The sequence below is a fragment of the Bradyrhizobium sp. USDA 4501 genome (assembly GCF_054062115.1).
Genome location: NZ_JBSSEX010000001.1, coordinates 4,378,649 through 4,402,582 on the forward strand (window position 1 = coordinate 4,378,649; position 23,934 = coordinate 4,402,582).

A 23,934-nucleotide genomic window follows, 5' to 3' on the forward strand; every position below is an offset into this window, starting at 1 on the left:
GGATAATTTCGTACGTTATTGGACTGTCTGTAATTGAACGAATATGCTACGTCAAGTCCGATTTTGGACTTATGGAGCCCTCATGCCGCCTGCCGCCACACCCGCCGAAACATCCGCGAGCGCATCCCCAAACCGGGCCTTGGATGTGTTTTTCAAAATTGCCGACGCCTGGAAGCTATCGATCGAGCAGCAGATCACGCTGCTCGGCGCCCCGGCGCGGTCGACGTTTTACAAATGGAAAAAGGAAGGCGGCTTGCTATCGACCGATACGGAGGACCGCATCTCGCACCTCGCCGCCATTTATAAAGCACTGCAAATAGTCGTTCCCGATCCACATGCGGCCGACACATGGATCGAAAGGCCCAACAAGTATTTTGGAGGCCGCACCGCGCTCGACGTGATGCTCGATGGCAAGCTGACCGACATCTATGCGGTCCGCGTTTATCTGGATGCCCAGCGCGGAGGCTGATGGCGATGTATCCCAAGCGTACGTTCGATCAGGATTGTTACCAACTTATCCCCTCCCGGTTTCCGATCATCGAGGTGTACGAGCGGCTGGGCGACGACCAGTTACAGAATGCCGCGAAAGCTCTGGAAGAGCGCACAAATCCTCGCCTGGCCGCAATCAAGCAGCTACCCAGTGTGCCGAAGGCGGGCGAAAAATCGGCCAGCCAGTATCAGAACTGGAATCATGCGCCCTTCGCCTACAAGGACCCACGTGGGACCTTTTTTCTGGGGCCGACGCTCGGGTGCCTTGAACTTGCTAGTGACATCAACACGGCTCTGGCATTCGCCCTGCTGCGCCGCGAGGAATTTCTCGGCAGCACGGGCGAACCCGCGATGGGCCTCGACATGCGTGTCTTCGGCCGTCGCATTACAGGAAGTTTTCACGACCTCACGAAGCTCGATCCCAACCTCTCGAAGGCCGAACGCCGGAAGATCGGGCACCAGCTTCATGACAGCGGCTCGCCCGGCGTTCTGTTCTGCCGGCCGGGCTTCGGCGAGCATCGCTTCCTTTCCGTATTCGACGGGGCCTTGCTGCCTCGTGCCGTGCAAGGCGCGCACTACCGTTTCGTGTGGGACGGGCAGAAGATCAAGAGCATCTATGATTTTTCCGACGGCAAAGAAATTTTACGGGGTGCGTTAGTGGCGCCCGATGTCGGCAGAGATGCTGCCGAATAGATAGAAACATTGGGGCAATCATGAGGGAGGAAGCAGGAAAACGCATTTATTCGGCAACCGACCTTGTGAATTATCTTGGCTGCACGCATGCAACATTCAACGACTTGCGGCAGCTTGTACACCCTGTGGCTCTTCCGGAAGACGACGAGCAGGCCAAGCTCCTACAGGAAAAGGGCATCGAGCATGAAAAGGCCTATCTCGCCCGCTTGCGGAAAGAAGGACGAACGGTTGCCGAGATAACCAGCGAAGGATCGCTTGCCGCTCGCGTTGCGGCCACGCACGAGGCGATGCAAGCTGGAGCCGATGTCGTATATCAAGGCGCGCTCTATGGCTCGCCATGGCACGGATTCTCGGATTTTCTCCTGCGCGTCAATGGCACCCCGTCGCGGCTTGGTGACTACGCCTACGACGTCGCCGACACCAAGCTCGCACGTACCGCCAAGCCAAAGCACGTGATCCAACTTTGCGTCTATGCGGACCTCCTTGGCTCCGCTCAAGGCGTTGAGCCGCCGCAATTGCATGTCGTCCTTGGCGACGGCCGCACGGCTTCACTTCGTACATCCGACGTGCGTCACTACTACGGCGTGGCACGAGGGCGCTTCGAAACCTTTGTTGGGACGCCCCCGACAGCCTCGGTCGCGGAGCCGTGTGGTCATTGTACCTTTTGCCGGTGGTCCGACACTTGCAGCACCGAATGGGAGGCGAACGATCATCTAAGTCTCGTCGCTAACATTCATCGCAGCCAGATGGACAAGCTACGGGCAAGCGGCATCACGACCGTCCGTCAGCTTGCAGCGATGCCGGCGACCACGCGCATTCCTGATCTGCAACCCAACACCTTGTCGCGATTGCGCGCACAGGCCGCTTTGCAAGTGGCACGCCGCGATACCGGGAAGAACCAGCACGAAATGCTGCCGCCGTCGCCGGGCCGTGGCTTTGAGCGGCTTCCCAAGCCGGACCCAGGCGACATCTTCTTCGATATGGAAGGTGACCCCCTTTACGAGATGGGACTCGAATACCTCTTTGGTCTTGTTCACTTCGATGGGGGCCAGGAGAAGTTCACGGCTTTCTGGGCGCACAATCGCGCGGATGAAAAGAAGGCGTTCGAGGACACCGTCGACTTCATGACAGCGCGCGTCGCGTCTTATCCGGCCGCCCACATCTACCATTACGCGAGCTACGAAGAGGCGGCCTTGAAGCGCCTCGCGATGCTTCATGGCACGCGCGAAACAGAGGTCGATAATCTGCTGCGCCGGCACAAGCTTGTTGATCTTTATAAGGTTGTGCGCGAATCTGTACGGATCTCGGAGCCGAGATATTCGATAAAGAACGTCGAGGCCTTCTATCTCGATGGCGCGCGGTCTGGAACCGTCACGACGGCGGGCGACAGCATCATCATTTACGAGCGCTTCCGCCGTCTTGGCGCCAAAGAACTGCTCGACGAAATCGAGGCTTACAACAAGCTGGATTGCCAATCGACCGCGCAATGCCGCGACTGGCTGATCACATTGCGCGCCGCCAATATGCCCTGGCCTACGGAAATCGCGCCGGAGAAGGCCGATCCCGTGCGCGAGCAGAAGCGCATCGAGGCCGAGCAGCGCACCGCCGCGCACATTCTGGCGCTCACAACGGGATGCGCACCCGAAGATCGTCCGTGGCGGACCTTACTGGCCTATTTGCTGGAATTTCACCGGCGTGAGGCCAAGCCGAAATTTTGGGCGATGTTCACGCGGCAGGAAATGACCGACGAGGAATTGGTCGACGACGCCGAGTGCATCGGCGTTCTTACCCCGGACCCCGCGCGACCGCCGCGCCAGGAAAAGAAGTCGATGGTCTACTCGTTCACGTTCCCTCCGCAGGACTTCAAGATGCGTGTCGATGACGAGGTCCTGCGGGCCGGCACGCTGGAGCCCGCGGGCGAGGTCTTTGAGCTTGATGAAGATGAAAGGCGTATCTCGCTGAAGCTTGGGCCGAAATGGACGCGCCTCGCCGACGGCGCGTCGCTCATTCCCAAGGGCCCTCTTGGCGATCTGGTTCTGCGGGCGGCGGTTCATCGCTTTGCCGAAACCGTCATCGCGGGCGATCTAAATCGCTACCGTGCCCTGACCGATATCATGAAGAAGACGGCGCCCCGCCTTGTAAAGCAGGCGCAAGGCGCGCCTATCATCGCGCAAGGTGCAGACCTTCTCGATGGATCAGTGGCTGCACTAAAGCGCCTTGACCAAAGCTACATGCTCATCCAAGGCCCGCCCGGCGCCGGCAAGACCTATACCTCGTCGCACGCGATCGTCGCCCTTTTGGCAGAGAAGAAGCGCGTCGGGGTGGCTTCCCACTCCCATAAAGCCATCAATAATTTGCTGAAAGACGTTGAAGCGGTCGCAAAAGAGAAAGGCGTCCGCTTCAACGGAATTAAGGGATCAACCAAGGAGGAGCAGTATTTTCAAGGGACGATGATCGCCAATGCCGAAAACAAGGATGCGGCGGCCGCCCAAGCCAATTATCAGCTCATTGCCGGGACCGCCTGGCTTTTTGCGCGCCCCGAACTCGACCAGGAGCTCGACTATCTCTTTATCGACGAAGCAGGCCAGGTGAGCCTTGCGAATGTGATTGCAATGGGCGTTGCCGCAAAAAACGTCGTTCTCGTCGGCGATCAGATGCAACTGTCCCAACCCATTCAGGGGGCACATCCGGGAGGCTCCGGCATCTCCGGCCTCGATCACTTGCTCGCTGGGTTAGCAACCGTTCCGCCCGACCGGGGCATCTTCCTCGCGACGACTTTCCGGATGAACCCCGACATCTGCAAATTCATCTCGGATGCTGTCTACGACGGCCGCCTCGTATCGGACCCGTCGACCAAGCAGCAAGCCATCGATATCGGCACGTCGACGGATGACGCGTTGGCTCCAACCGGCCTCCGCTTCGTTCCTGTCGACCATGCCGGTTTTGCGCAACGTTGCCCGCCTGAAGCTGAGCGTATCAAGAAGACCTACGACACGCTGCTTGGCAAAACGTGGGTGGACCGGAAAGGCGCCAAGAAGGCGATCGGCATCAACGATATTCTGGTCGTAACGCCTTATAACATGCAAGTGAACCATCTGCGCGATGTCTTGCCTGACGGCGCTCGTGTCGGAACCGTCGATAAATTTCAAGGGCAGGAAGCGGCTGTTGTACTGATTTCGATGGCGACGTCCTCTGGCGAGGACATGCCGCGCAATATCGAGTTTCTTTACAGCCGCAATCGTCTCAATGTGGCGATCAGTCGAGCTCGCTGCCTTTCCCTAATCTTCGCCAGCCCTCGTCTTCTCGAAATACCCTGTCATACGATTGAGCAGATGCAGCTCGTGAATACGCTGTGCTGGGCGAAACACTACTCCGATGAATCAGTTGCACCAGGTAAATAAGTACTGGAACCGAGATCGCAAATGTCCGAAAAAAGTCGCTAGACCCGCCGAACGTCTCGAGGCCGAGCCAATCTACCGCCTTGAGGAAGAACTCCTGCAGCGAGACCTGCAACCAGACTTCCCACCCGATTGGCTTGCGTGCAACGAAAGTACAAGGTCAAATGCCGCGGCCAGCGGCTTGGCGTTGCCACTTCGCCATCGGAGTATTTCGACGGGGCGCGGTCCTGTCGGTTTGGACGGCGGTACCATCAAGTTAACGAATTGGAGCGGCCGAGGAGTAGACGACCGGCATGCCGCCCGCCCGGGACCCTCTTCATCTTATCGCCGCTGGTTTGGTTGTATTTCCGGTTTCCCTTAAGCGGGCGATCGGCGTCGAGTTGTCGAAAGAGTGGAGCACGCCGCCGCGCGAGTTGCCCTGCTTGAGATCGACCTGACGGGACGCGTGGTTGTAGGACTGCGCGTAGCTGTTGCCGCGGGCCGACGTGAACGTAAGCGCGCGCCCCATTTCGTTGGTCCGTCCCATGCGAACCTGCAGCGGCGTGTTGTCCTTGGGGCGATCACCGCTCCGGCGATGGCGAGGATGATCTGATCGACGTTGTTGGCGTGATGCTGCCCGGCACCGAGCACACGCGCAGATATTCGCGAAGCTTTTCTACATCATTGACTTCAACGACCACGTTTCCCTCCTGCTACCGCAAGATATAGACGCGAGCACGGGAAGAAGGCGGCGGCAATCCAAGCTGAAGCCGAGGCTATCGAGAAGCGATCACGGTCTGAGGAGAATCGAAGGCAAAAGGAGAGGGAGCGGTTGCAAGCGGCGCTCCGGCACGCGCGAGGCTTGGACAGGCAAAGCGCGGTTTAGCCAACGCGCATTGTTGGCAAACAATCCGGCCCACCTCATGCGACGACCACCAGTCGAGCGATCCTGAAAAGGATCGGCCCGGCCGAGTACGTCGACGCCTTTCCGCTTTATGGCCGATTTTAACCATGTTTAAGGGCTGACTTGCACGGTGGCCCAAGGCCAAGTAGGATGAAGTCGCCGCGTGAGAACGCGGGTAAGCCTACGTCATCTGGTTTCTGATTGCCGGTGCCATTATATCCGCGGACGACGCGGGTACACCCTAGCTTAGTGCCACATTCGTGTGTGCGCTACATGTTCTCCGCTGGTCGATCGCGGAAAAGACGACCCCTAAACCCCGGCTTCAACCGCCGGGGTTTTTGTTTGCGCTTAACTCCGCGGCGTTCGGACGCGCATCTATCATCGGTCTCTCAAGCTGCTTACGCGCGCGCCGAAAGGCAGAGCTATTTCAGACGGCAACCTGTTCCGAGATCGCGAGGGCGTCATCAACCTTAATGCGGAGATACCGGACATGGTGCGGCTGACGTTTCAGTGCAGCATTAGCGGCCTCAACCGGGCACTCAAAGCTTCCAGTTATTCAGTTGTCAACTTTGAGAATGCACGCTAAGATGGTGGCGTTATTGCCAATCTGCCCTTACTTTTTTTCATACTCTAGCTTCTAGGCGCAGCTCATGAGCCACCGGTATCCGGCCCCCCCAGCACGCAGGCTTCGTGTCTACGCTTTCGATCCCCAAACTGCCAGCAGGCTGGGCTCGGTCGACTATGCGTTCGCCACTATCTCGTTGCCATGGGGAACAGCCAAGCAAGATGAACTGCAGCCCGGTCCCATCAACGACTATGTCGAGGTCATCGACGTAGACCCAGCCAGCCGCCAGTTCTACGATCCTGTGGATCTCAACGATCCATACCTGCTTGCGCAGGACGGGCTGACGCCGTCCGAAGGAAATCCGCAATTCCACCAGCAGATGGTTTTTGCGGTGGCGATGAAGATCATCCACATCTTCGAGCGCGCGCTCGGGCGCAAGGTGATCTGGGCGCCACACTGGAATCCAACGCGCAACACGTACGAGCCGGTGGACAAGCTGCGCGTCTACCCCCATGCGCTGCGCGAGGCCAATGCCTACTACAGCATGGCCAAGCGAGCGCTCCTGTTCGGTTACTTCCGCAGCACCAACGCGGCGGCCGGCGCGACCTGGATCTTTACCGCACTGTCGCACGATATCGTCGCCCATGAGACCACGCATGCAGTGCTTGACGGACTGCACCGGCGGTACGCGGAGGCGACGAGCGTCGACAGCCTCGCGTTTCACGAAGCGTTCGCCGACATCGTGGCGCTGATGTCGCATTTCACCCTTACCGAAGCCGTTTCCGCGCACATCCAGGGCGAGGGTGGGTCGTTCGACCAAGCGGGCCTGCTGAGCGGACTCGCAGAACAATTTGCCCGCGGCACGGTCGGACGAACATCGCTGCGCCAATATGTGGGTCATGCCCCTAAGCCGGAACTGCTTGCGGTGACGACCGAGTGCCACGAACGGGGTGCCATTCTTGTCGCTGCCGTTTTCGACGCATTCCTGACGATCTACAAAGCGCGTACGGATGACCTGCTGCGCATCGGCAACGTGACGCGCGGGGAAGGCAAGAGACTTAATACTGATCTCGTCGCCCGCCTGACGAGGGAGGCGGTCAAATCGGCCGACCATGTCCTTCGGATGTGCATCCGGGCGCTGGATTATCTGCCGCCCGTCGACGTCCGGTTCGGAGAATTCCTGCGCGCCATCATCACCGCCGACACCGACCTCGTGCCCGACGATCCGCACAACTACCGGATTGCTTTCGCGGAAGCCTTCCGCGGGCGCGGCATTCTGGTCGAGGACTGCCTGTCAATGTCACCGGAAAACCTGCTTTGGGAGACTCCAAAGCAGATGTTCGGATCGAATCCTCTGAGTGTCGACGACCTGCACTCGCTCAATCTGGACCTCATTCCGCACTACACACGCAAGGACATTCACGAAAGCTCGGAAGCAAATCGCCAGAAGGTCTGGAGGTGGCTCAGGACGCCGGACGACGATAACGAATCGGTCGACCTTGCCTGGGAAAACGCACTTGGGGTCTATTTCAAATTCCGGGAGAATGTGCCGCGAAGCATCTTTTCGGGGGAAGTCTTCCCGAACGTCGAAGTACACAGCGTGCGGACGACACGGCGGGCTGGACCTGACGGGCAAGACCTCCGGCAACTCGTCATCGAGGTGACGCAACGGCGGCGTGGCTATTTTGATCCCGAACAGCAGAAGAAGGCCGATGCCGGCGAGGAAGAGCCTGCAACGGCGGATTTCATCTTCCGTGGCGGCGCTACGCTGATCATCGATCTAAAGGAAGAGCTGTTGCGTTACGTAATCCGCAAGCCCGTTTCCGACGATACGCGCCTCGACGAGCAGCGAAAGGTTTTGTCGAATCCCGAGGGTTTCGGCTTCACGTATAATCCGGATGAGAGCGGCGAGCGCGAGCCGTTCGCCATGATCCATCGCGGTCAATAGGAGGCGGCCGTGGCACCAAAGGCAAAGGCCCTCAAGAAAAAGTCGAGCAAGAAGAAAGACGCACCGAGGTCCACCTCGGGGCCCGGCAAGAGGAAACGCTCCGCCGCCGCCCGAACAGCGGCCGGCAGGAAGTCGACGCAAGATGCGACTCCCGCGCCAGCCGCGGATGACGCCGTCGATCACAACAGTCCTGCGCCTCTGCGTTCTCCCGGAAATGGCACCGTGTCGATCCGGATGTACCGCGGATTGCTCGGCGATTTCTTCCTCGTCAGGCACGCCGCCGGCGGTCGCGTTTTCAAGATGCTGATCGACTGCGGCGTCTTGCAGCGCATTGGTACGGTGGAGGCGAAGCCGTCCACCTCCCTTGGCAAGGCGCGCATTGTCGACAACGTGGCGGATTTCATGAAGGAGACCGAGGAAGAGGTCGACCTAGTCGTGGCGACGCACGAGCATTATGACCACCTTTCCGGCTTCATCCTGGCAAGTGAAAAGTTCAAAGATTTTAAGATTGGCAAGGTCTGGATGGCATGGACTGAAGACAGGACCGACAAGATCGCGAACGGTTATCGCAGCAAAACGAAGAAAGCTCTCGCGGCGCTTGCAGGCCTGGCACTGAATTCGGCGCTCGCGCCGGACAGTGACGCGATGCAGACGGTGAACAATCTGCTGCAATTCTACGGCGAAAAAGAAAGCGTTCGAGCTCACGCCCTTGGTCTCGCAAAACCGGAGACCGACGGAAAGCTCTCCGGTAACGCGAGCTGCGAAGCGGTGCTGGACTGGTTGCGGAAGCGCGCTGGCGCCGCCAACGTATCGTTTCTCAAACCGGGCGAGGTGGTGCGCTGGGGGGTCGATGACGCGTTCCGGGCGTACGTCCTTGGTCCGCCGCGCGACGACAAGCTACTTCGCCAGCTCAATCCCTCCAAGGAAGACAGCGAGGTATATCTCGCGCGCCGTGAGGGGCTGTTTCTCGCTCGCAGCGGAGAGGTGGAAATGGTCACGGGGCTCGCGGCGATCCACGGCGACCCCATCGATGGCCGCGATCCCGACGCGGAGATCGACAATCAACCCTTCACGCGGATGTATCAGCATCCTTACCCTGCCGGTAAGAACGGTGCCGGCGACAGCAAGGGCCTGGTCAAGCTTGTGCCACGTTCGCCTAACGATCCGATCGCCAGGCTTTACAGGTCGAAACAGATTTTCGATCGTTGCATCGATGACGAATGGCTTGGAAGTGTCGAGAGTCTCGCACTAAAGATCGACAACGACGTCAACAACACATCGCTGGCTCTCGCGCTCGAACTGGCCGACAAGAGGGTGCTGCTGTTTCCCGGCGACGCGCAAGTCGGCAACTGGCTGTCTTGGGACCGCCAGAGTTATCCCGCTGACGACAAGCCGGGCGGATCCGCTCTGAAAATTGACGACATTCTTGCTCGTGTTATCTTCTACAAGGTCGGGCACCATGCAAGCCACAATGCGACCATGCGGGAGCGCGGTCTCGAACTAATGACGAGCTCCAGCCTGGTGGCGATGATTCCCGTCGTCGAGCTGACGGCTCGCGAACAGAAGACCAAGACCTCGCCGAAAGGCTGGGCCATGCCCTATGACAAGCTCTACGAACGGCTCGACCAGCTCACGGGCGGCAAGATCATCCGCGGGGACGGCGACACGACTACGGAGCAGAGCAAGTTCAAAGGATCGATCTTCAAGCTGTCCTACGGAGCAGATTTCAAGGACAAGGATCCCTTGTGGGCGGAACTCAAGCTTGATGCCTAGTCTAGCTGGCGCGTTGAACACCAGAGTTTCGCCGCGAACTCTGAGCGCTCCTTCGCCCTGCCGAGAGAGGGGACATTGTCGAGTCTGCGGTGATCGATACCATAGCCGCGGGTGAATCGCCGTTGTCGATGCCGCTATATCGGCAAGACGATATTCAAACCCCGCCAGCGATCGTACCAAGTCTGATGGGGGAATTGACGAAGCTCAATTCTCTTGCCTTGGATACTGGCGATAGTACCATCGACGACCCGATGTCCATACTCCCAGTATTTTTCGGCAATCTCGGCCTGCCTTGCGATGACACGGCGTTCCGCGACCGACTTCAGGAGAATCTCGACATACATGCTCTGGATCGCGCGACGCCAGTTTGCGGCAGCGTCAGCAGGGCGCGGTGCAGTAGGCTGCCGATCGCAGCGCATGATCCAATAATCTGCTTCCTCGTCTTTCCAGACTGCGGGGTCGTCGGATGGATCGACGCAAGGCGAGCGGCAGACCAGTGGCTTGCCTGTCGCTGTATCGACAAAGAAGAAGAAGCCCAGCTTGTGATAGAAGCGGATTCGCAGGAATTTCCGGATCTCCTCCTGCTGCTCAGACGAGAAGCACGCGGGTTCGGTTTTCAGTCGCTCGATCGTTGCGTCCACCGCATCGATGTCGAATCGCTCAACCTCCAGGATCAATGCCTCGTACTCCGGAAACAGGTCTGCCAGCACATCAATGATGTCGTGAAAGAGAGCGTTTGCGAGCTGGCCTTCACGCCAGCATCGCTGCACGCCGATATAATTCACGTAAGCCAGTTTGGCATCATAGTCGTACGTCAGGAATCCGAGTCCAATCGCCTTGTTCGCGACACTCAGGATGAAATAGCGGGAATCCAGCTGATATGAGATTTTTCCCCGGGCCGACAAGTTGAACGACCTCACCGTTCCGAGATCGGTATCCAGTACCCAGTGCTCGATATCCTCAGGATCGTCACGTTCGTTTGGCGGAAACAAATCGGCATATAGCTTGAAGACCTCGGTTTCGTTGAAGCTCGTTACGTCCAGAATATCGCCGCGCGCGACCGACAGCGTCGGGCGCATAAATGCGATCAAGGCGTTGCGCGCTTGCGGGTGTGTCAATTCGTCGAAGGTTGGGTTCAACGAAAGAAACTCGGTCCGCTTTCCCGTTTCGAAATCACGAACAGGAAAACTCGGTACTGTTCTGAGCTTTCGCCAGGCAGCCTCTCTTGCAAAAACCTGGATTACAATTGGCAGATATCCCCCGGTCTCCCGCTGGCGGGCGCGCGCACGACCTAGCTCCCGCTGAATGCGATCCGACGCGAGCGACTTGTCGCTGACCAAAAGAATGAAGAAGTGCGCGTTCTCGATCTCGCTCCTGCTGTCGGCGTGAGACGCAACCGAGAACCCGGAAACCGCAAGAAGGCTCTTGTACTGCTCGGCCTCATGATGATCTTCGTCGCAATGGGCAATGAAGACGGAATGCTTGCTGGCGGGTCTGATTGTTCGCATGAATCTGACTCCAAAAGGGCGATCCCAGTCTAAGACAGCTTACGATCTCGGTCGAGTTTCAACACCAAAGGACAGGTAGCCTCGACACGCTGAATTTCCTGGCCGTTCCCTCGGCCAGTGCGAGCAAGCCGATGCCGACCAGAACGTAGGCGCTGCAAGGAGCTTTTGTAGAACATCAAATCCTCAATACAATTTGGAGCAGCTGCCATTCGAGGGCGACAAATCCTGGTCCGCGCAACGCATGCCTCTCGCAGACCCAAGGCGCGAATTCGCATGAAATGCATTGCAACGAACCTTGCCCTTTTGTTGGGGGGGGGGCGACGTGGTCGCAAAATTCAGAGACGGCGTGATACCGATCATCGCCGCGGATAATAGGGGGCGACCATACTCGTCGGAAGCGCGGCCGCTCTGATCCACCGTTCACGCAAGGTGCTCGTCACCGCGGAGCACGTATTGAGCGATAATGCGGAAGTACAGCTCTTTATCTTTGCCCGTGACCGCCAAAGCAGATTTCTCGATCGAAAGTTCAGTGAAGCGCGATCTCGCTGTCAAACTTTTATCTTAAATCGCGCGAGGGAGCGCTCAAGCGGCCTTCTGCGGCCGCGACGAAATTTCTAGCGCCGGCAGCTTAATCGACATCAACGTATTCAAGGAAACCGAGGCCGATCCACAGACGCGATCGTACAGGGCGGTCATCTCGAGGGAGTTCAGCAAATCCGCCATCGCTCTCAGCTCCGCCATCGAAGTTTCTGCCGGCGGCGTCAGCACGATCACGTGGTTTTCCGCGACGAACGGTCCCACTCCTTCCAGGAATTTGCGGTCGACGACGGCCGCATTGATGCGACGCTTCTGCTTTCGGTTCGCGGTCCGCTGCACCACCAGACACGGTCGGCGCATAACATAAGATAGCTCGGTATCGACGACGACGCGATGGCCATCGACGTTGGCTTTCATGTGGTCGAAGTCCAGCGATCCGTCCGGACGTATCGCCGCCGCCCAGAGCAACGCGACGGACGAAGCCGCGCGGGTCTTCGAAATGCGTTCTTGCCACCTGTGGGGAACGACGGGCCCCACTTTTCCCCGCCCAGCCGAGTTTGGACAGCGATGCTCCCGTGGCGATCACGTCGGGCGTAGGCAATTCCCAGCGCCCACCTTCGCGGTCGAGCTTGATGTTGCCTAAAACGCGGTCCGTTCCGCCGTGCGTCAGGCTGCCGACGCGGACCGTCGGGCGCTGCTCGACGTCTCTGCGCATCGTGACGATGATGCAATCCTGAATAACGTCCAGGAATACGCGCTGACGGTTCTCGATTCGGTCGATCGCTATGACCTCACCGGCGATGGATTTGCGGAAGGCCGTGAAGGAAGGGCCTCCGATCATGCTCGCCGGCATCACGAACGACAGGAGCCCGCCCGGCTTCACGAAGCTGCGGCAGTGGTGCAGGAAGGCCATGGACAGATTGAGGTACCCTCCCTTTCCGGTCAGATCGGGCCACCGTTCGACGTAAGCGCGATAGTCCTCGCGACCGATCCGCATGTACGGCGGATTGCCGACGACCACGTCGTACTTGCCGGTGGCGACCGTCCCCAGCGTGTCCGCAACCTCCACGCAGTTTTCGACGGCTTGCCGATCGCGCTCCGAAGGGCTGTCGGCTCCGCGCGCCAAAGCGACCCGCCAGGCGAGTAGATCCTTCGAGACTTGGGCAAGCCGGCGGTCGATCTCGATGCCGCGCAGGAGCGTGAGCACCTTCCGCTGATCGCCTCCTTGCAGCGAACGGCTGATGAGTCCGTGCAACGGAGCAAGAAAGGCCGCTCCGCCCGCCGCCGGATCGATGATGGAGTGCCGCATCGGGTCGTAGCCATGCGCGGTCAAGCGGCGCAGCACGTGCGCCGCCAGATACGGAGGCGTGAAGTAAGCCCCCAGTCGTTCGCGCTCGCCTGATTTGAGTTGCAGGGCGGCGACGACGGCGGCTGCGTGCTCGCGCCATTCCAGCGGCAACGCCGCGAGACGCGCGTGGGCTGTCTGAACGGCTTCCGGGGCGCGCGGAAGCCGGCCATGCGCTATGCCTGCGGCAGGATCCGCGCATCGCCAGTCCGAGGTGTCGATAGCGCGCCGAATCGCCCCGAAGAATCGGGCGATTGCGTGTTGGTATTCCAAATGCTGCCCCATTTCAAAAACTGTACCCCAACAAGTCCGCAGTTCGGAATAGAAGTCTCTGCAGATTCGTTTGTTGGTTAACGGGAGAAATGGCTTTCCTGAATACCTGAATTTGACCATCTAAGCTTTCTGATGATTAATGGATGCCTCAGATCAGGAAAATAGATTGTCCCATGTCCTCCAATCCTGCCCCAGAGCACGATCAACGGTTGAAGGATGCGTGGTGCAATCAACGATCGCGAGTTGATGCTTGGGAGGATCGTCCGTTTCCACCGCTCGAGTGGGTCGAACTGGAAGCGTTCCTGTACGGCACGGCCACGACGTTGGCTGCGGTCGTGGGGCCTGCCCCGAACCTCGAGCGGGAACTCGCCGAGCTGATCGGCACCTACCTGGCCGGAGAACGCGCCGCGCAGGTCGATATCCCGTCGTCCTCACCCCCGGGCCGGGCCTGGTCGGCGATCCCGTCTGCCAGCCTTTCGGGTCCGTTCGTCGATTCGATGCGACGCCTGCATACCTATGGCTCGATCGGCACGCTCCTCGACGACGATCTGCCGGGGACGTCCGAACAGTTCGTGCGTCGCATCGAATCGGACCTCGATGCGCTCGCTTCGCTCCTGAGCAAATTGCCCAAGGCGGCAGCCACGGCCGGTAGACTGAACCTTCAGATGGTCCACGACATCGCGCTGGCCCGCCTGGCGATCGACGAGGGAACGCGTCAGGCGCCGGCGGCCGGATTGGCGTGGCTCGGCCGCGTCAGCGTCAAGACCGTCCAGAACCTGCTTTCCCGCGAGCAGCTCACGGGCGGCTCCGGATCCGCCGCCCCCCACTCGGCGCGCAACTGGCTCGCCCAACGCAAGGATTGGTCTCGCTCCTGCTGGCGCGAAGCCATCGAGGCCATCAATTCCGGGCTGGTGGCGCCCTTCCAGGAATTCGACGCCAAACAGGACCCGGCGGCGTCTCCGGACAGCGAAGGCGACGTCGTCGATTGGATTTTCGTGCCTCGAGCGGCGGACGGCGCGCTGTTCCTTCCCAACCTGATGCGTCCGCGCGGATGGACGATCGGTCCCCGCGGCGGCGAAAGGTCGTTCGGGGACTACTGGCGCGCACTCGATCATCTGCAGAAGACCGATCGACCGCATTGGCGGCGGCCCAACGAGGCCGGCGCCTACAACATCGTCGTCGCACGAGACTGGGTACGGATTCCGCGTGCCGAAATCGAATTGCAGCTCCGGGCGGTGTTGAAGACCGGAGGCTGTCCATGAAGGGACGCGACGGCGATCGGCGAAACCGCTTCGGCTCCAGCCTCGACATCATCAGACAGTCCCAGCGGAACGGTCTCGAGCGTCGCCGCAGCCTTCTGTCGAGACCGCCGCCCGACCGGCCGGCGGCGATCCAGGCGCCGTCGGCGAAGCCGGCCGCACCCCAGATGCTGCCCCCGCTGCGGCTCTACCATCGTTCGGACCTGAGTTCGGAAGTGAACTACGTGTCCGCGGCGCAGGCCGCCGTCTCGACCGTCGTCGACGCGGCGATGGAACGGAAGAGCGGCGTGGTCTTCTCATGGCCGGACCGGATCAACCGGCCGCTCGGCGTGACGATTTCCGCTCTGCTCCGGGCCCAATCGGCGCGGCCGATGCTTCGGTCCACGGTGGCGTATTATCCCTTCTCGGACCGCAAGACGCACAGTCTCAAATCCATCTTCGTCGACGAGCAGGATCTCGCGACCCGCTATCTCGAGCTCATCAGGTCGATGGACAGCTCCGAATACCGCGGGCCGGACTATCAGAACGCGTACCTTCTGAAGGGCCTCAGGGAGGCCTCCGCGACCAGCGGCGGCGCGACCATCAGCCACCCCAATCTGCGCGAACTGATTCCGACCTTCCCGCCGATCGAGCACAACCATTCCATCCGCTACGCCGATCGCGACGTGGACTTCCTCGGTGACATCGCTTCCCGTCGGACGTTGATCAGGGAAGCGTCGAAGTATCGCCGCGAGATCTCGTCGAAGGAGGTCGCGCCGATCGCGATTCTCGGCCTGCCCTCGTCGGTGGACGGCATCAATCGTCTCTTCAGGGCCGATACTCGGCTGGGCGACCGATGCAACCTGATCATCGCCGACGCGACCGATCTTGCGTTCGGGCAGGCCGAGTCCTGGCTCAAAGGCCTGCGTCGCCTGGCGCATCTTGCCCGCGGTTCCGGGCATGGCGTGCCTATCGTGGTCATCACGCAGGACGGATTCATCGCGAAGACGGCCGCCGAAATCATCGGCACGGCCGACGGCGGGGACGATCGCGCGCGGGTCGAACGCATCGGCGTGCGTAGCGTGGTCAAGATCGTCCCGAACGATTTCACGGCCCAATCGGACGTGGCCGAAACGTGGAACGCCGCTTCGTTCACGACCCACTTGAAGGCCGAAGAGCTCGCCCAATTTCGCGATGACGCGCTCTCGCTGGCGTCCGATCTTCGGAACGCCGGCTATCCGGGCGCCGCCGACGCGGTCGTCAAGGCTGTCACTTTCGCAAGGACGATCGCCTGTCTGCCGATTCCCTTGACGATCTTCCGCGAGCATCTCGACTACATGGAGCGCGCTGGCGCGGTCTCGGACTATGTCGCGGCCCAATACCGCTACCTCGGCGTCGCCGATTCACTACGCAAGGCGGAAAGGGAGGCCGACAGCCTCGGAGACGTCGTCTACGCCTTCCGCGAGCGCGTCGAAGCCATGGTCGACCGATATGCGAACGGCGGGGAAGTCGCCGAGCTCGTCCGCGAACTCATCGGCAAGGCCGTCGGCAAGGCGAATCGGACCATCGTCGCCTTCCGCGATCGCGTCGTCCTTTCCGCGGTGTCGGAGTGGCTCGCCGATCGCGAGGACATCGACCAGGCCAAGCTCGAAAGCAAGTTGATCCTGACGACGACCGAAGCGCTCGCCTCGACACTGTCGGCGACCTCGCGCGGAGCGCCCATTGATTCGCTCTTTCTCGTCAATCCGAAGGTCCGCCACTTCGAGCGCATCGTTCTGTCGCCATCGTTGCCCCGCAAGGTCGGTCTGATCGGAGACGGCGGCACACTCGGCGCGATCACCACCGTCCTGGCGCCCGTGACGCCTCTGTTCGACGGCGCGCCGGCCGCGCGGCTCAAGGCCGTATCGGCAAGTCTGGCCCAATGCGCGGAGCGGCTGAACTCGTTCGATTTCGAGAAGACGATATGTCCGGAGTTCGCACCAGACCTGACGCTCGACTTCACCATCCAGGACTCCTCCGAGGGCGGTCCGTACGACGGCCCGGTCGTCGAGCTCCGCACCGAGGACGGATACCTGCTGCGGCTGCTGCCGAGCGCCGAGTGTCTCGTCATCCAGGAAGACGAGCTAAATCCGTTGAAGGGAATGCCGGCGAACAAGGTCTCGATCGGCGATCGCATTTTCGTGTTCAGCCGGGACCTTCACGATCGGCTGGAATTCCTCCTGGGCCCCGTGAAGTCTGAAGGTACGACACTTCTTTCGTCGTACCAGCAGGCGGTCCGGGACCGCGTCGCCTTGATCCCCGGCGATCGGCAGAAGCAGGCTCAGGAAATACTATCGCTCATGAAGGCGGCGGCCGTCCAGATCGACGAAGCGTTCGACGCCGGCCGCAACGAAGTCTCCAACGTCATCCGATGGATGTCCACCGGCCGCACGAACGGACGTCCGGACGCACCGAGATCGGTGAAGACGTTCGCCCTCTTCATGAACGCGTTGGGCGTGCCGGAGACGATCGCCGCACAGTATTGGCGCAACGCAGTGGTCAATTCCCGCGTCATGGCCATCCAGGCCGGCCTGCACGCGCACAACCGGGCGCAGGAATTCGTCGTGAATCCCCACGCCTTCTACGCGCGCGCCACCGAGAAGAAGCCTGAGCTCAAGCAGCTCTGGGAGGAGATGGTGCGCAGCGCGAGCGTGGTCGTCCGCAGAGACTTCATTTCAGGCAAACAACGCAAGGAGAACGACCGATGAGCACGGCTCAACCGGGTCTTCCGAACGTCAACTCCGCGCTCAGCGACGATCCTGATCTCGCGCAAGAACTGAAGGAGGCGGTGTGCGACGCGCTGGTCGCCGCCGTCGGCGGAAAGGCGTCCGGAGCAGGGGAATTCGGGGAGGTCGTGCTCGGTCAGCGACCGCGCGATCAATTCTCATCCGGCTTCCTCCTCAACCAGATGTCGTCGTCGGGAGAGGACGAAAGTAGCGACATCAGGATTCCCGTGCACGGCGCGAGTCTCAAGCTGCGCAACGGCTCCGACGGCGACATCACTATCCAGCCGCATCTGGCCGTCTACGCGCGCGTGCTGCCTGCATGGGAGGATCTGGACAACGACATCCTGGGCTTGCGTCCGAAGCCGCGGCTCTCCCCGCAAGTCCGTCAGGAGGTGAACGCGGAAGCCTTCAAGATAGCCGAAGCCGCGCGCGTCGCCGGCGACGCCCGCTCCCGGAAAGTCATCTTCGCCGAGACGGCGCGCCGGCTGCTGACGCAACGCGGCGTGCGGTTCACCGGGACCGAAGAGACGGTCGTCACCGTGAATCCGGCGGAGGAGCCGCAAACGGGCGCCGAAACGCCGGTCCGACGCTTGGCCCGGGGCTCCGAAAGGACGGCGGCGGAGGAGACGCCCGTCGAGGTCGCCGAGACGACGGACGGAGCCGTCTACCCCGACGATCTCTGCTCTTCCGAAGAGATCCCGATGAAATTCCGGCGGTTGACCGTCGTGGTGCCGCCTCTGGTGCTCGCGTTGCGGAGCGAGCGTGGAGAGCGCGATCGAGCGATTCGCGAACACGCCGTCCAGATGAGCGGCGCGATGGCGAAAGCCTACGACGATTTCATGCGCTCCCAGGAAGGGACGGAATGGTGCTGGCGAAAGAAGCGTCTGCCGCCGAGCGCTTTCCGTTCGCAGCGCAGCTGGGACGCGGCGCTGGCGACAATCCGAGCGACGCCGGTCAACAGGGCACACCTGTGGCCCGATCAGAACGCCGAGATCGCCGTCGAGTGGGCGACCAGCCCCGTCGACGATCGCGTGATCCATGCCGCGATCGGCCTGATGCACCGGACCTGCAGCGCCGTCGGAGATCAGGACGGCGACGGCGGGCTCTACCAGGTCCGCCTCGAGATCGACGTCCGTCCCGCGGCGGCGCTGATCCCCTACGTTCTCGAGCGCGTGAAGCCGGCCTACGACATCCAGGGATTCCACTCGATACCCGCGGCGGGCTGGAACGGCGGCGTCGCGCAGAAGGCTCTGGAGGGCGGCGTCCGGCTTACGACGACATGGATGCCCCGGTACAATCTGCCGCGCATCGTCCCGAACCGCATCGACGCGCTGGACATCAGCTTCGAGGCGCTGGCCGATCCGAACCGGCCCATCGATCAGCTCGACCTCGTTCCGAACGCCTTCGCGCGCTGGATCGCCGATCAGCGCGGCGCCGTGGAGCCGACTTCGGGGCTCGCCGCCGACGATGCCGACGGCCGCGAACGCGAGCGCACGAAATTCGAGTGGGACATCGCCGCGTACGGCGAGGAGGTCGAAGACCTCCGCGTCGGAATCGAACTGCTGAAGCGGAGCCGTACGGCGTGGCTCGAGGACCGGAAGTCTCCGGCTGCGGCGCCGTTCAGGGCCTGGTATCTGACGAACCGCGCCTTCCATGAAGTCGGCCGACTCGAGAACAAGACATCATGGCGGCTCTTCCAGCTCGGATTCATTCTGTCGAACATAGTCTCGCCGTCGACGAGAATGAAGGAATTCGAGCATCTCTATGCGCCGAACCGACAGACCATCGAATCGGCGTCGCTGCTCTACTTCGCGACAGGCGGCGGCAAGTCCGAAGCGTTCTTCGGGCTGCTCCTGTACACGCTCTTTCTGGACCGCATCCGCGGCAAGCGCCGCGGCATTTCAGCCCTCATCCGCTACCCGCTGCGCCTCCTGACGGCGCAGCAGGCGCGCCGGCTGGCGAAGGTGCTGGCCAAGGCTGAAATCGTCCGGCGCAACGAACGGATCGACGGCGCGCCGTTCGAGATCGGCTTCTGGGTCGGCGGCAGCAGCACGCCGAACCGCTTGGCGAACGGCGATCAGGTCCTCGACGAATTCAAGTGCATTCCCGCCATCGAGGCGCCCGAACACGTGGACGAGGAGGCCAATCTCGGCGACCCGGCCTATTCCGCCGCCCTCCGGGATTACAACAAGCTGCCGAAATGCCCCTTCTGCGATCGCGACACCGCGCTGCGGCGCTATCCGAAGGAACGTCAGCGGCTCGGCATCGTCTGCCGAAACACCGAGTGCGAATGGAACCTCGAGACCAAGGGCGACGTCGAACGGCCGCTACCGTTCCTGCTGGTCGATTTCGACATCTATCGCTCCGCTCCCAGCATCCTCCTCGGCACCATCGACAAGCTCGCCCTGATCGGACAGCACTGGTCCACGATCAACAGGATCGGCGGAATGTTCGGTCTCGCACGCCTGATCGACGACAACGGCCTGATGGAGACGCCCTATGATCTCAATGTCGCGAAGGCGATGGAAGGGCGGCACCCGATCGCACCGGCCTTCGCCGGCGGCGTCGAGGTCTTCTTCGATCCTGTCCCGTCGCTGATCATCCAGGACGAAGCGCATCTGCTGGAGGAGAGCCTCGGCACCTTCGCCGGTCTGTTCGAAACCACCCTGTATCAATGGTTCCGTTCGCTTCGCCCCATCCTCGGGGACCGCATGTCGCTCGTTCCCGGAGACGGTTCGGACATCCGGCTTCCGAAGGTCGTCTGCGCCACCGCCACCATCTCCGATCCGGAGCGCCAGATCCGCGTGCTCTACCAGAAGCGCGTGCGGCAGTTTCCCCGCAAGGGAACGCGCCTGTATCGTTCGTTCTACGCCAATCCAAGCCGGTTCGAAGGCAGCGCCAGCGAGCGAAACGAAGCTCTCTCGTCGTCGTCCGATTCCAAGGCGGTCGAGACGTTCGCGCCCTGGGCGCGCGTCTACGTCAGTCTTCTCACCAACGGCCGGCCGCATACGACCGCATCGGTCATGATTCTCGGCGCGTTCACCGCGATCGTAACGATTCTTCTGCGCGATCTATGTTCCGGGGATCCGGCCCGTCAGGCCAAAGCGTGCCGGATGCTGGTCTCGAACCTCGGCGACACGGCGGTCTCCGCGAGGCATCGAGCCGCCCTGGCGCGGTTGGCGGCATCGGGTCGGTTCGACGTCATCGCCTCCGCGGTCGATCTCCATCGGGTCGCCCTGACCTACGTCACCAACAAGAAGGGCGGAGACCAGATACTGTCCGCGCTTCCGGGCATCGCGGACCGGCAGCATCGGGACTTCGGACGCGACGCGCTCGTCGAAAGCATCCGCACCGACCTGATCAGCGGCGGCGTCGAGTCCGGTGCGGTCGAGGCGATAGTGCGGAAGGCCGAAAGGCAGTTCGATCCGACCACGGAGGACGTCCAGGACGCGCTGCGGATGATCGTGGCCACTTCGGCGGTCTCGCACGGAGTCGACGTCGAAAACTTCAACTCGATGTTCTTCGCCGGCATGCCGACCGCGATCGACGAATTCATCCAGGCGAGTTCGCGCGTCGGGCGCACGCATGTCGGCTTTTCGTTGCTGATCCCGACGCCGCAGAACCGGCGGGACCGCTTCATCTTCGAGGTTCACGAAACCTTCCATCGCTTCCTGGAACGCATGATCGCGCCCCCGGCGATCGAGCGCTGGGCCGACCGCGCCGTCGTCCGGGTCATTCCGTCGCTCATCCAGAACTGGCTCATCGGCAAGATCTATCAGGAGCAGTTCGTCGCGGACGCAGACCCGGAGAAGAAGCGGACGCGCATCTTCAGCAAGGTGTCGTTCGTTCGTTCGCTGGTGAACCGCATGAAGACGGCCGCCTTCGTCGACGAAGCCGAGAGGTACATCGCCGGGTGCGTCGGCCTCGATGCCGAGGTCGGCGGCGCCGACGCGCAGCGGCAGATCGTCTCGGCGATGGTCAGGGATAGGCTCCAGGAATTCGTGAGACTGCTGGACATGCCGACGGCCGACGGCGACCTTGCCGCGTTCTGGGACCATTTCCGCGGCAACCTGGACAGTCCGATGACGTCGCTGCGCGATGTCGACGCGCCCGGCACCGTCCGTCCTCTCATCAACACCCGCAAAGCTGACGCCAAGGACCGCTTCCAGACGATGATGCGGTTCATCCGGGAGGGCGGCACCAGAAGGCCGCAAGGCATGATCGAAACCACCGCGGAGCTGCGCAATGAATGACGAAATCTTCTCCATGAAGCGGTCCCGGTCGCAGCTCGCGACGATCTATGCGCCGGGCGCGTTTTTCACTTTCGAGGGCGGCATGGGCGCCTGCATCGCCCAGCCGGCGGCCCGCATCGAGGCCAAGCTCAGCGAGATGCTGAAGAACCAGGTTCTTGACAGCATCAACGAACGCGTCCGGAACTGGGAGATCCAGGGTTTGAACTGCCGGCGGCCGGCAGGCCAACCGCCGGTCGATCCGGAGCTGGTACTCGATCCTCAGCTCCGCAACGACGACGGCCTGCCCCGTCTCCGCGGCGACCGCCTGGCCTTCCTCGTTCCGGACGTGATGAACTACGTGCCCGAACCGCTGACTTTCGTCTGCCGCCGGTGCGGCCTCATGAAGGACTTCGGCGGCGTCGAAGAGTTCGAGACGAAGAGCGGTACGCTCGAAGACGGATGTCCCAACGTCATGCAGAACGAGCCCTGCCGTTCCAACTGGGAGCAGTTGGACGTCGTCCAGGTCCACTGGTCGGGCGGCTATCACCGTGTTTCCACTCTCTCCAACCGATGGGACCGCGACCGGCAGGACATCGTCTGGAACCGCGTCCAGTGCCATTGCGGCAACTCGCATTTCCTGCTCGACCGCTCGTCCCCGGTATTCGGCAAATGGCGGTTGATCTGTTCGGCCTGCAAGAGCGCCACCAAGCTTCCCGTGCTGAAGGATCCCACCAGTCTGCGCGTCCTCGGCGACGGGCTGAATCAGGGATCGAACCAGCAAGTCGAAGTTAACATGGAGCCGGTGTCTTACCGCGCGAACAACGCGTACTACGTCCAGGGCGACAGGGTTTTGGCCTTGGCCAACGAAGACTACTTCCCGCTGCTTCTGCAGAGCCGCACGGACGAACTGAAAGGCTTCATCGCGAAGGCTTTCTCCTATCCGGTCGTCGCGATCTCGGAGGCGGACATCGAGAACACCTTGCGCGAAAAGAACCGGGCGCCCGAATTGCTCGCATACAAGAACCACGCCGAGATCATCGCGATGATGCGAGGCATGAAACGCGAGGATCTGGCCGAAGCTTCGGTCAAGGCCCGACAGGATCAGCTCGATCGCTGGCGGACCGAAGGACTCATTCCGGATGTCTACCAGCGGACCGCCGCCCTCGACTACGCGGTTGACATCCGCGCGGGGCAATGGGACCGCAAGTTCGATCCCATCCGACAGGCCGTGGAACACAAGACGCTCGAGATCGACGTCCTCAACGACGCCGACAAGGTGATCAACGTCAGGGAACCGAAGGATCCGATCCTGCCCGACATGGGTTCGGAAGAGGTCGAGACGACCAAGTCGCGGATATCGAACATCCTGTCGATGCTCGGCATCGAGGACATGCGGCTCGTCCGGAAGTTTCCGGTCTGCGAATTCACGTTCGGATTCTCGAGGGTCGAATCCGGCCCGCGGGTCACCCGGGACAAGACGGGCGAGATGTGGGAGATGCCCGTGAAGCTCAATCTTTTCCCGCGCGCGTACTTCCACGAGGAGCATGTCCGGCCGATTTACGTGATGAAGCAGGACAACGAGGCGTTCTACGTCCGTCTCGACGAGAACTGCGTCCGGGCATGGCTCGATGCGAACGGGATCGCCTACGACCTTCCCGCGCCGACGAGCCGGCTGGGTGCGGCGATCATCGACAGTTATCACACGATCAGGCCGGCGGGCGGCGGATTTTCGAGTTGGCTGGACGAGTATCGCGGCAACGCCACCCCCGAATCCCGCAACCTGTGCTCGTACGTCTACACGCTGCTGCACACGATGGCCCATCAGATGATGCATTCGGTGGCGCAGGTATCGGGCCTGGAGCTCGGAAGCCTGACCGAGCACATCTTTTTGCCGGATCTGGCCTTTGTCGTGTACCGCCGGGGCACGACGATGGATCTGGGCTATCTCAGTTCGGCCTGGCGGATGGCTACCAATTCGACCGACGGCAATCTGGTGCTATCGTCGATGCTGGATCCGACGAGCCTACGCTGCGGCTCGGGCGCTCTGTGCGACGAACGCGGCGGTGCCTGTCCGGATTGCATCCTGATTCCGGAGGTCTGCTGTATCACCCGAAACAACCTGCTGAGTCGGTCGGTGCTCCGCGGCATGGCAAAACCGCATTGGGACGTCGCCATACCGCGCGATCAGACCATAGAAGGATATTTCGACGTCGTGAGAAAGCGCAGTACGTCGGAGCAGCGCGATGTCGCCGCGTAACCGCCGTCCCGCACCGGGACGGGAGGTCTC

General features: G+C 61.4%; 10 protein-coding genes and 1 pseudogene. 8 read left to right on the plus strand and 3 right to left on the minus strand.

Translation table 11 applies throughout. The features are described 5' to 3' along the window. Window positions 1-82 precede the first annotated feature (82 nt). Genes ACVWZM_RS20135 through ACVWZM_RS20145 form a run of 3 tightly spaced genes read left to right on the plus strand, consistent with a single transcriptional unit; the run spans window position 83 to window position 4,583 of the window. The gene (locus ACVWZM_RS20135) at window positions 83-469 is read left to right on the plus strand and encodes an antitoxin Xre/MbcA/ParS toxin-binding domain-containing protein (RefSeq protein WP_456854409.1); all 387 of its coding nucleotides are present in this window, start codon (window positions 83-85) and stop codon (window positions 467-469) included. Further along, window positions 469-1,182 carry an RES family NAD+ phosphorylase gene (locus ACVWZM_RS20140; RefSeq protein ID WP_456854411.1) on the plus strand — a complete coding sequence of 238 codons (714 nt, stop codon included), beginning with the start codon at window positions 469-471 and terminating at the stop codon, window positions 1,180-1,182. The genes ACVWZM_RS20135 and ACVWZM_RS20140 overlap by 1 nt, the downstream gene beginning before the upstream one ends. 20 nt (window positions 1,183-1,202) lie before the next feature. Continuing rightward, window positions 1,203-4,583 (plus strand): TM0106 family RecB-like putative nuclease, encoded by a 3,381-nt coding sequence (locus tag ACVWZM_RS20145; RefSeq protein ID WP_456854413.1) that lies wholly within the window; start codon window positions 1,203-1,205, stop codon window positions 4,581-4,583. A 313-nt stretch (window positions 4,584-4,896) separates the two neighbouring features. Here the strand turns inward: ACVWZM_RS20145 and ACVWZM_RS20150 are convergent. Then, a pseudogene (locus tag ACVWZM_RS20150) lies at window positions 4,897-5,121 on the minus strand (hypothetical protein); the annotation flags it as partial. A 992-nt stretch (window positions 5,122-6,113) separates the two neighbouring features. On the opposite strand from ACVWZM_RS20150, the gene ACVWZM_RS20155 reads away from it, so the two are divergent. Both ACVWZM_RS20155 and ACVWZM_RS20160 read left to right on the plus strand, forming a co-directional pair. Beyond that, on the plus strand, window positions 6,114-7,976 hold the full coding sequence (locus tag ACVWZM_RS20155; protein WP_456854415.1) for a hypothetical protein: 1,863 nt from the start codon (window positions 6,114-6,116) through the stop codon (window positions 7,974-7,976). Between the two features lie 9 nt (window positions 7,977-7,985). Then, entirely contained in the window at window positions 7,986-9,749 is a 1,764-nt protein-coding gene (locus ACVWZM_RS20160; RefSeq protein WP_456854417.1) for a hypothetical protein, read from the plus strand. Between the two features lie 134 nt (window positions 9,750-9,883). Here ACVWZM_RS20160 and ACVWZM_RS20165 read toward each other — a convergent pair whose 3' ends face one another. After that, entirely contained in the window at window positions 9,884-11,257 is a 1,374-nt protein-coding gene (locus tag ACVWZM_RS20165; protein ID WP_456854419.1) for a toll/interleukin-1 receptor domain-containing protein, read from the minus strand. Between the two features lie 628 nt (window positions 11,258-11,885). Next, complete coding sequence (locus ACVWZM_RS20170; RefSeq protein ID WP_456854421.1) at window positions 11,886-13,412, minus strand: Eco57I restriction-modification methylase domain-containing protein; 1,527 nt, start codon at window positions 13,410-13,412, stop codon at window positions 11,886-11,888. 1,138 nt (window positions 13,413-14,550) lie between these two features. Here ACVWZM_RS20170 and ACVWZM_RS20175 point away from each other — a divergent pair. The 3 genes from ACVWZM_RS20175 to ACVWZM_RS20185 are packed head-to-tail and all read left to right on the plus strand — an operon-like array spanning window position 14,551 to window position 23,904. Further along, entirely contained in the window at window positions 14,551-17,397 is a 2,847-nt protein-coding gene (locus ACVWZM_RS20175) for a hypothetical protein (RefSeq protein WP_456854423.1), read from the plus strand. Further along, complete coding sequence (locus tag ACVWZM_RS20180; protein WP_456854425.1) at window positions 17,394-21,668, plus strand: DEAD/DEAH box helicase family protein; 4,275 nt, start codon at window positions 17,394-17,396, stop codon at window positions 21,666-21,668. The genes ACVWZM_RS20175 and ACVWZM_RS20180 overlap by 4 nt, the downstream gene beginning before the upstream one ends. Further along, complete coding sequence (locus ACVWZM_RS20185) at window positions 21,661-23,904, plus strand: hypothetical protein (protein ID WP_456854427.1); 2,244 nt, start codon at window positions 21,661-21,663, stop codon at window positions 23,902-23,904. Before ACVWZM_RS20180 ends, ACVWZM_RS20185 begins: the two co-directional genes overlap by 8 nt. The last annotated feature ends 30 nt before the right edge of the window (window positions 23,905-23,934 follow it).

Excerpts from the sequence above, each read along its gene's own strand:
- ACVWZM_RS20135 (WP_456854409.1), top strand. The coding sequence starts at position 83 with ATGCCGCCTGCCGCCACACCCGCCGAAACATCCGCGAGCGCATCCCCA.
- ACVWZM_RS20140 (WP_456854411.1), top strand. The coding sequence starts at position 469 with ATGGCGATGTATCCCAAGCGTACGTTCGATCAGGATTGTTACCAACTT.
- ACVWZM_RS20145 (WP_456854413.1), top strand. The coding sequence starts at position 1,203 with ATGAGGGAGGAAGCAGGAAAACGCATTTATTCGGCAACCGACCTTGTG.
- ACVWZM_RS20155 (WP_456854415.1), top strand. The coding sequence starts at position 6,114 with ATGAGCCACCGGTATCCGGCCCCCCCAGCACGCAGGCTTCGTGTCTAC.
- ACVWZM_RS20165 (WP_456854419.1), bottom strand. The coding sequence starts at position 11,257 with ATGCGAACAATCAGACCCGCCAGCAAGCATTCCGTCTTCATTGCCCAT.
- ACVWZM_RS20180 (WP_456854425.1), top strand. The coding sequence starts at position 17,394 with ATGAGCACGGCTCAACCGGGTCTTCCGAACGTCAACTCCGCGCTCAGC.
- ACVWZM_RS20185 (WP_456854427.1), top strand. The coding sequence starts at position 21,661 with ATGAATGACGAAATCTTCTCCATGAAGCGGTCCCGGTCGCAGCTCGCG.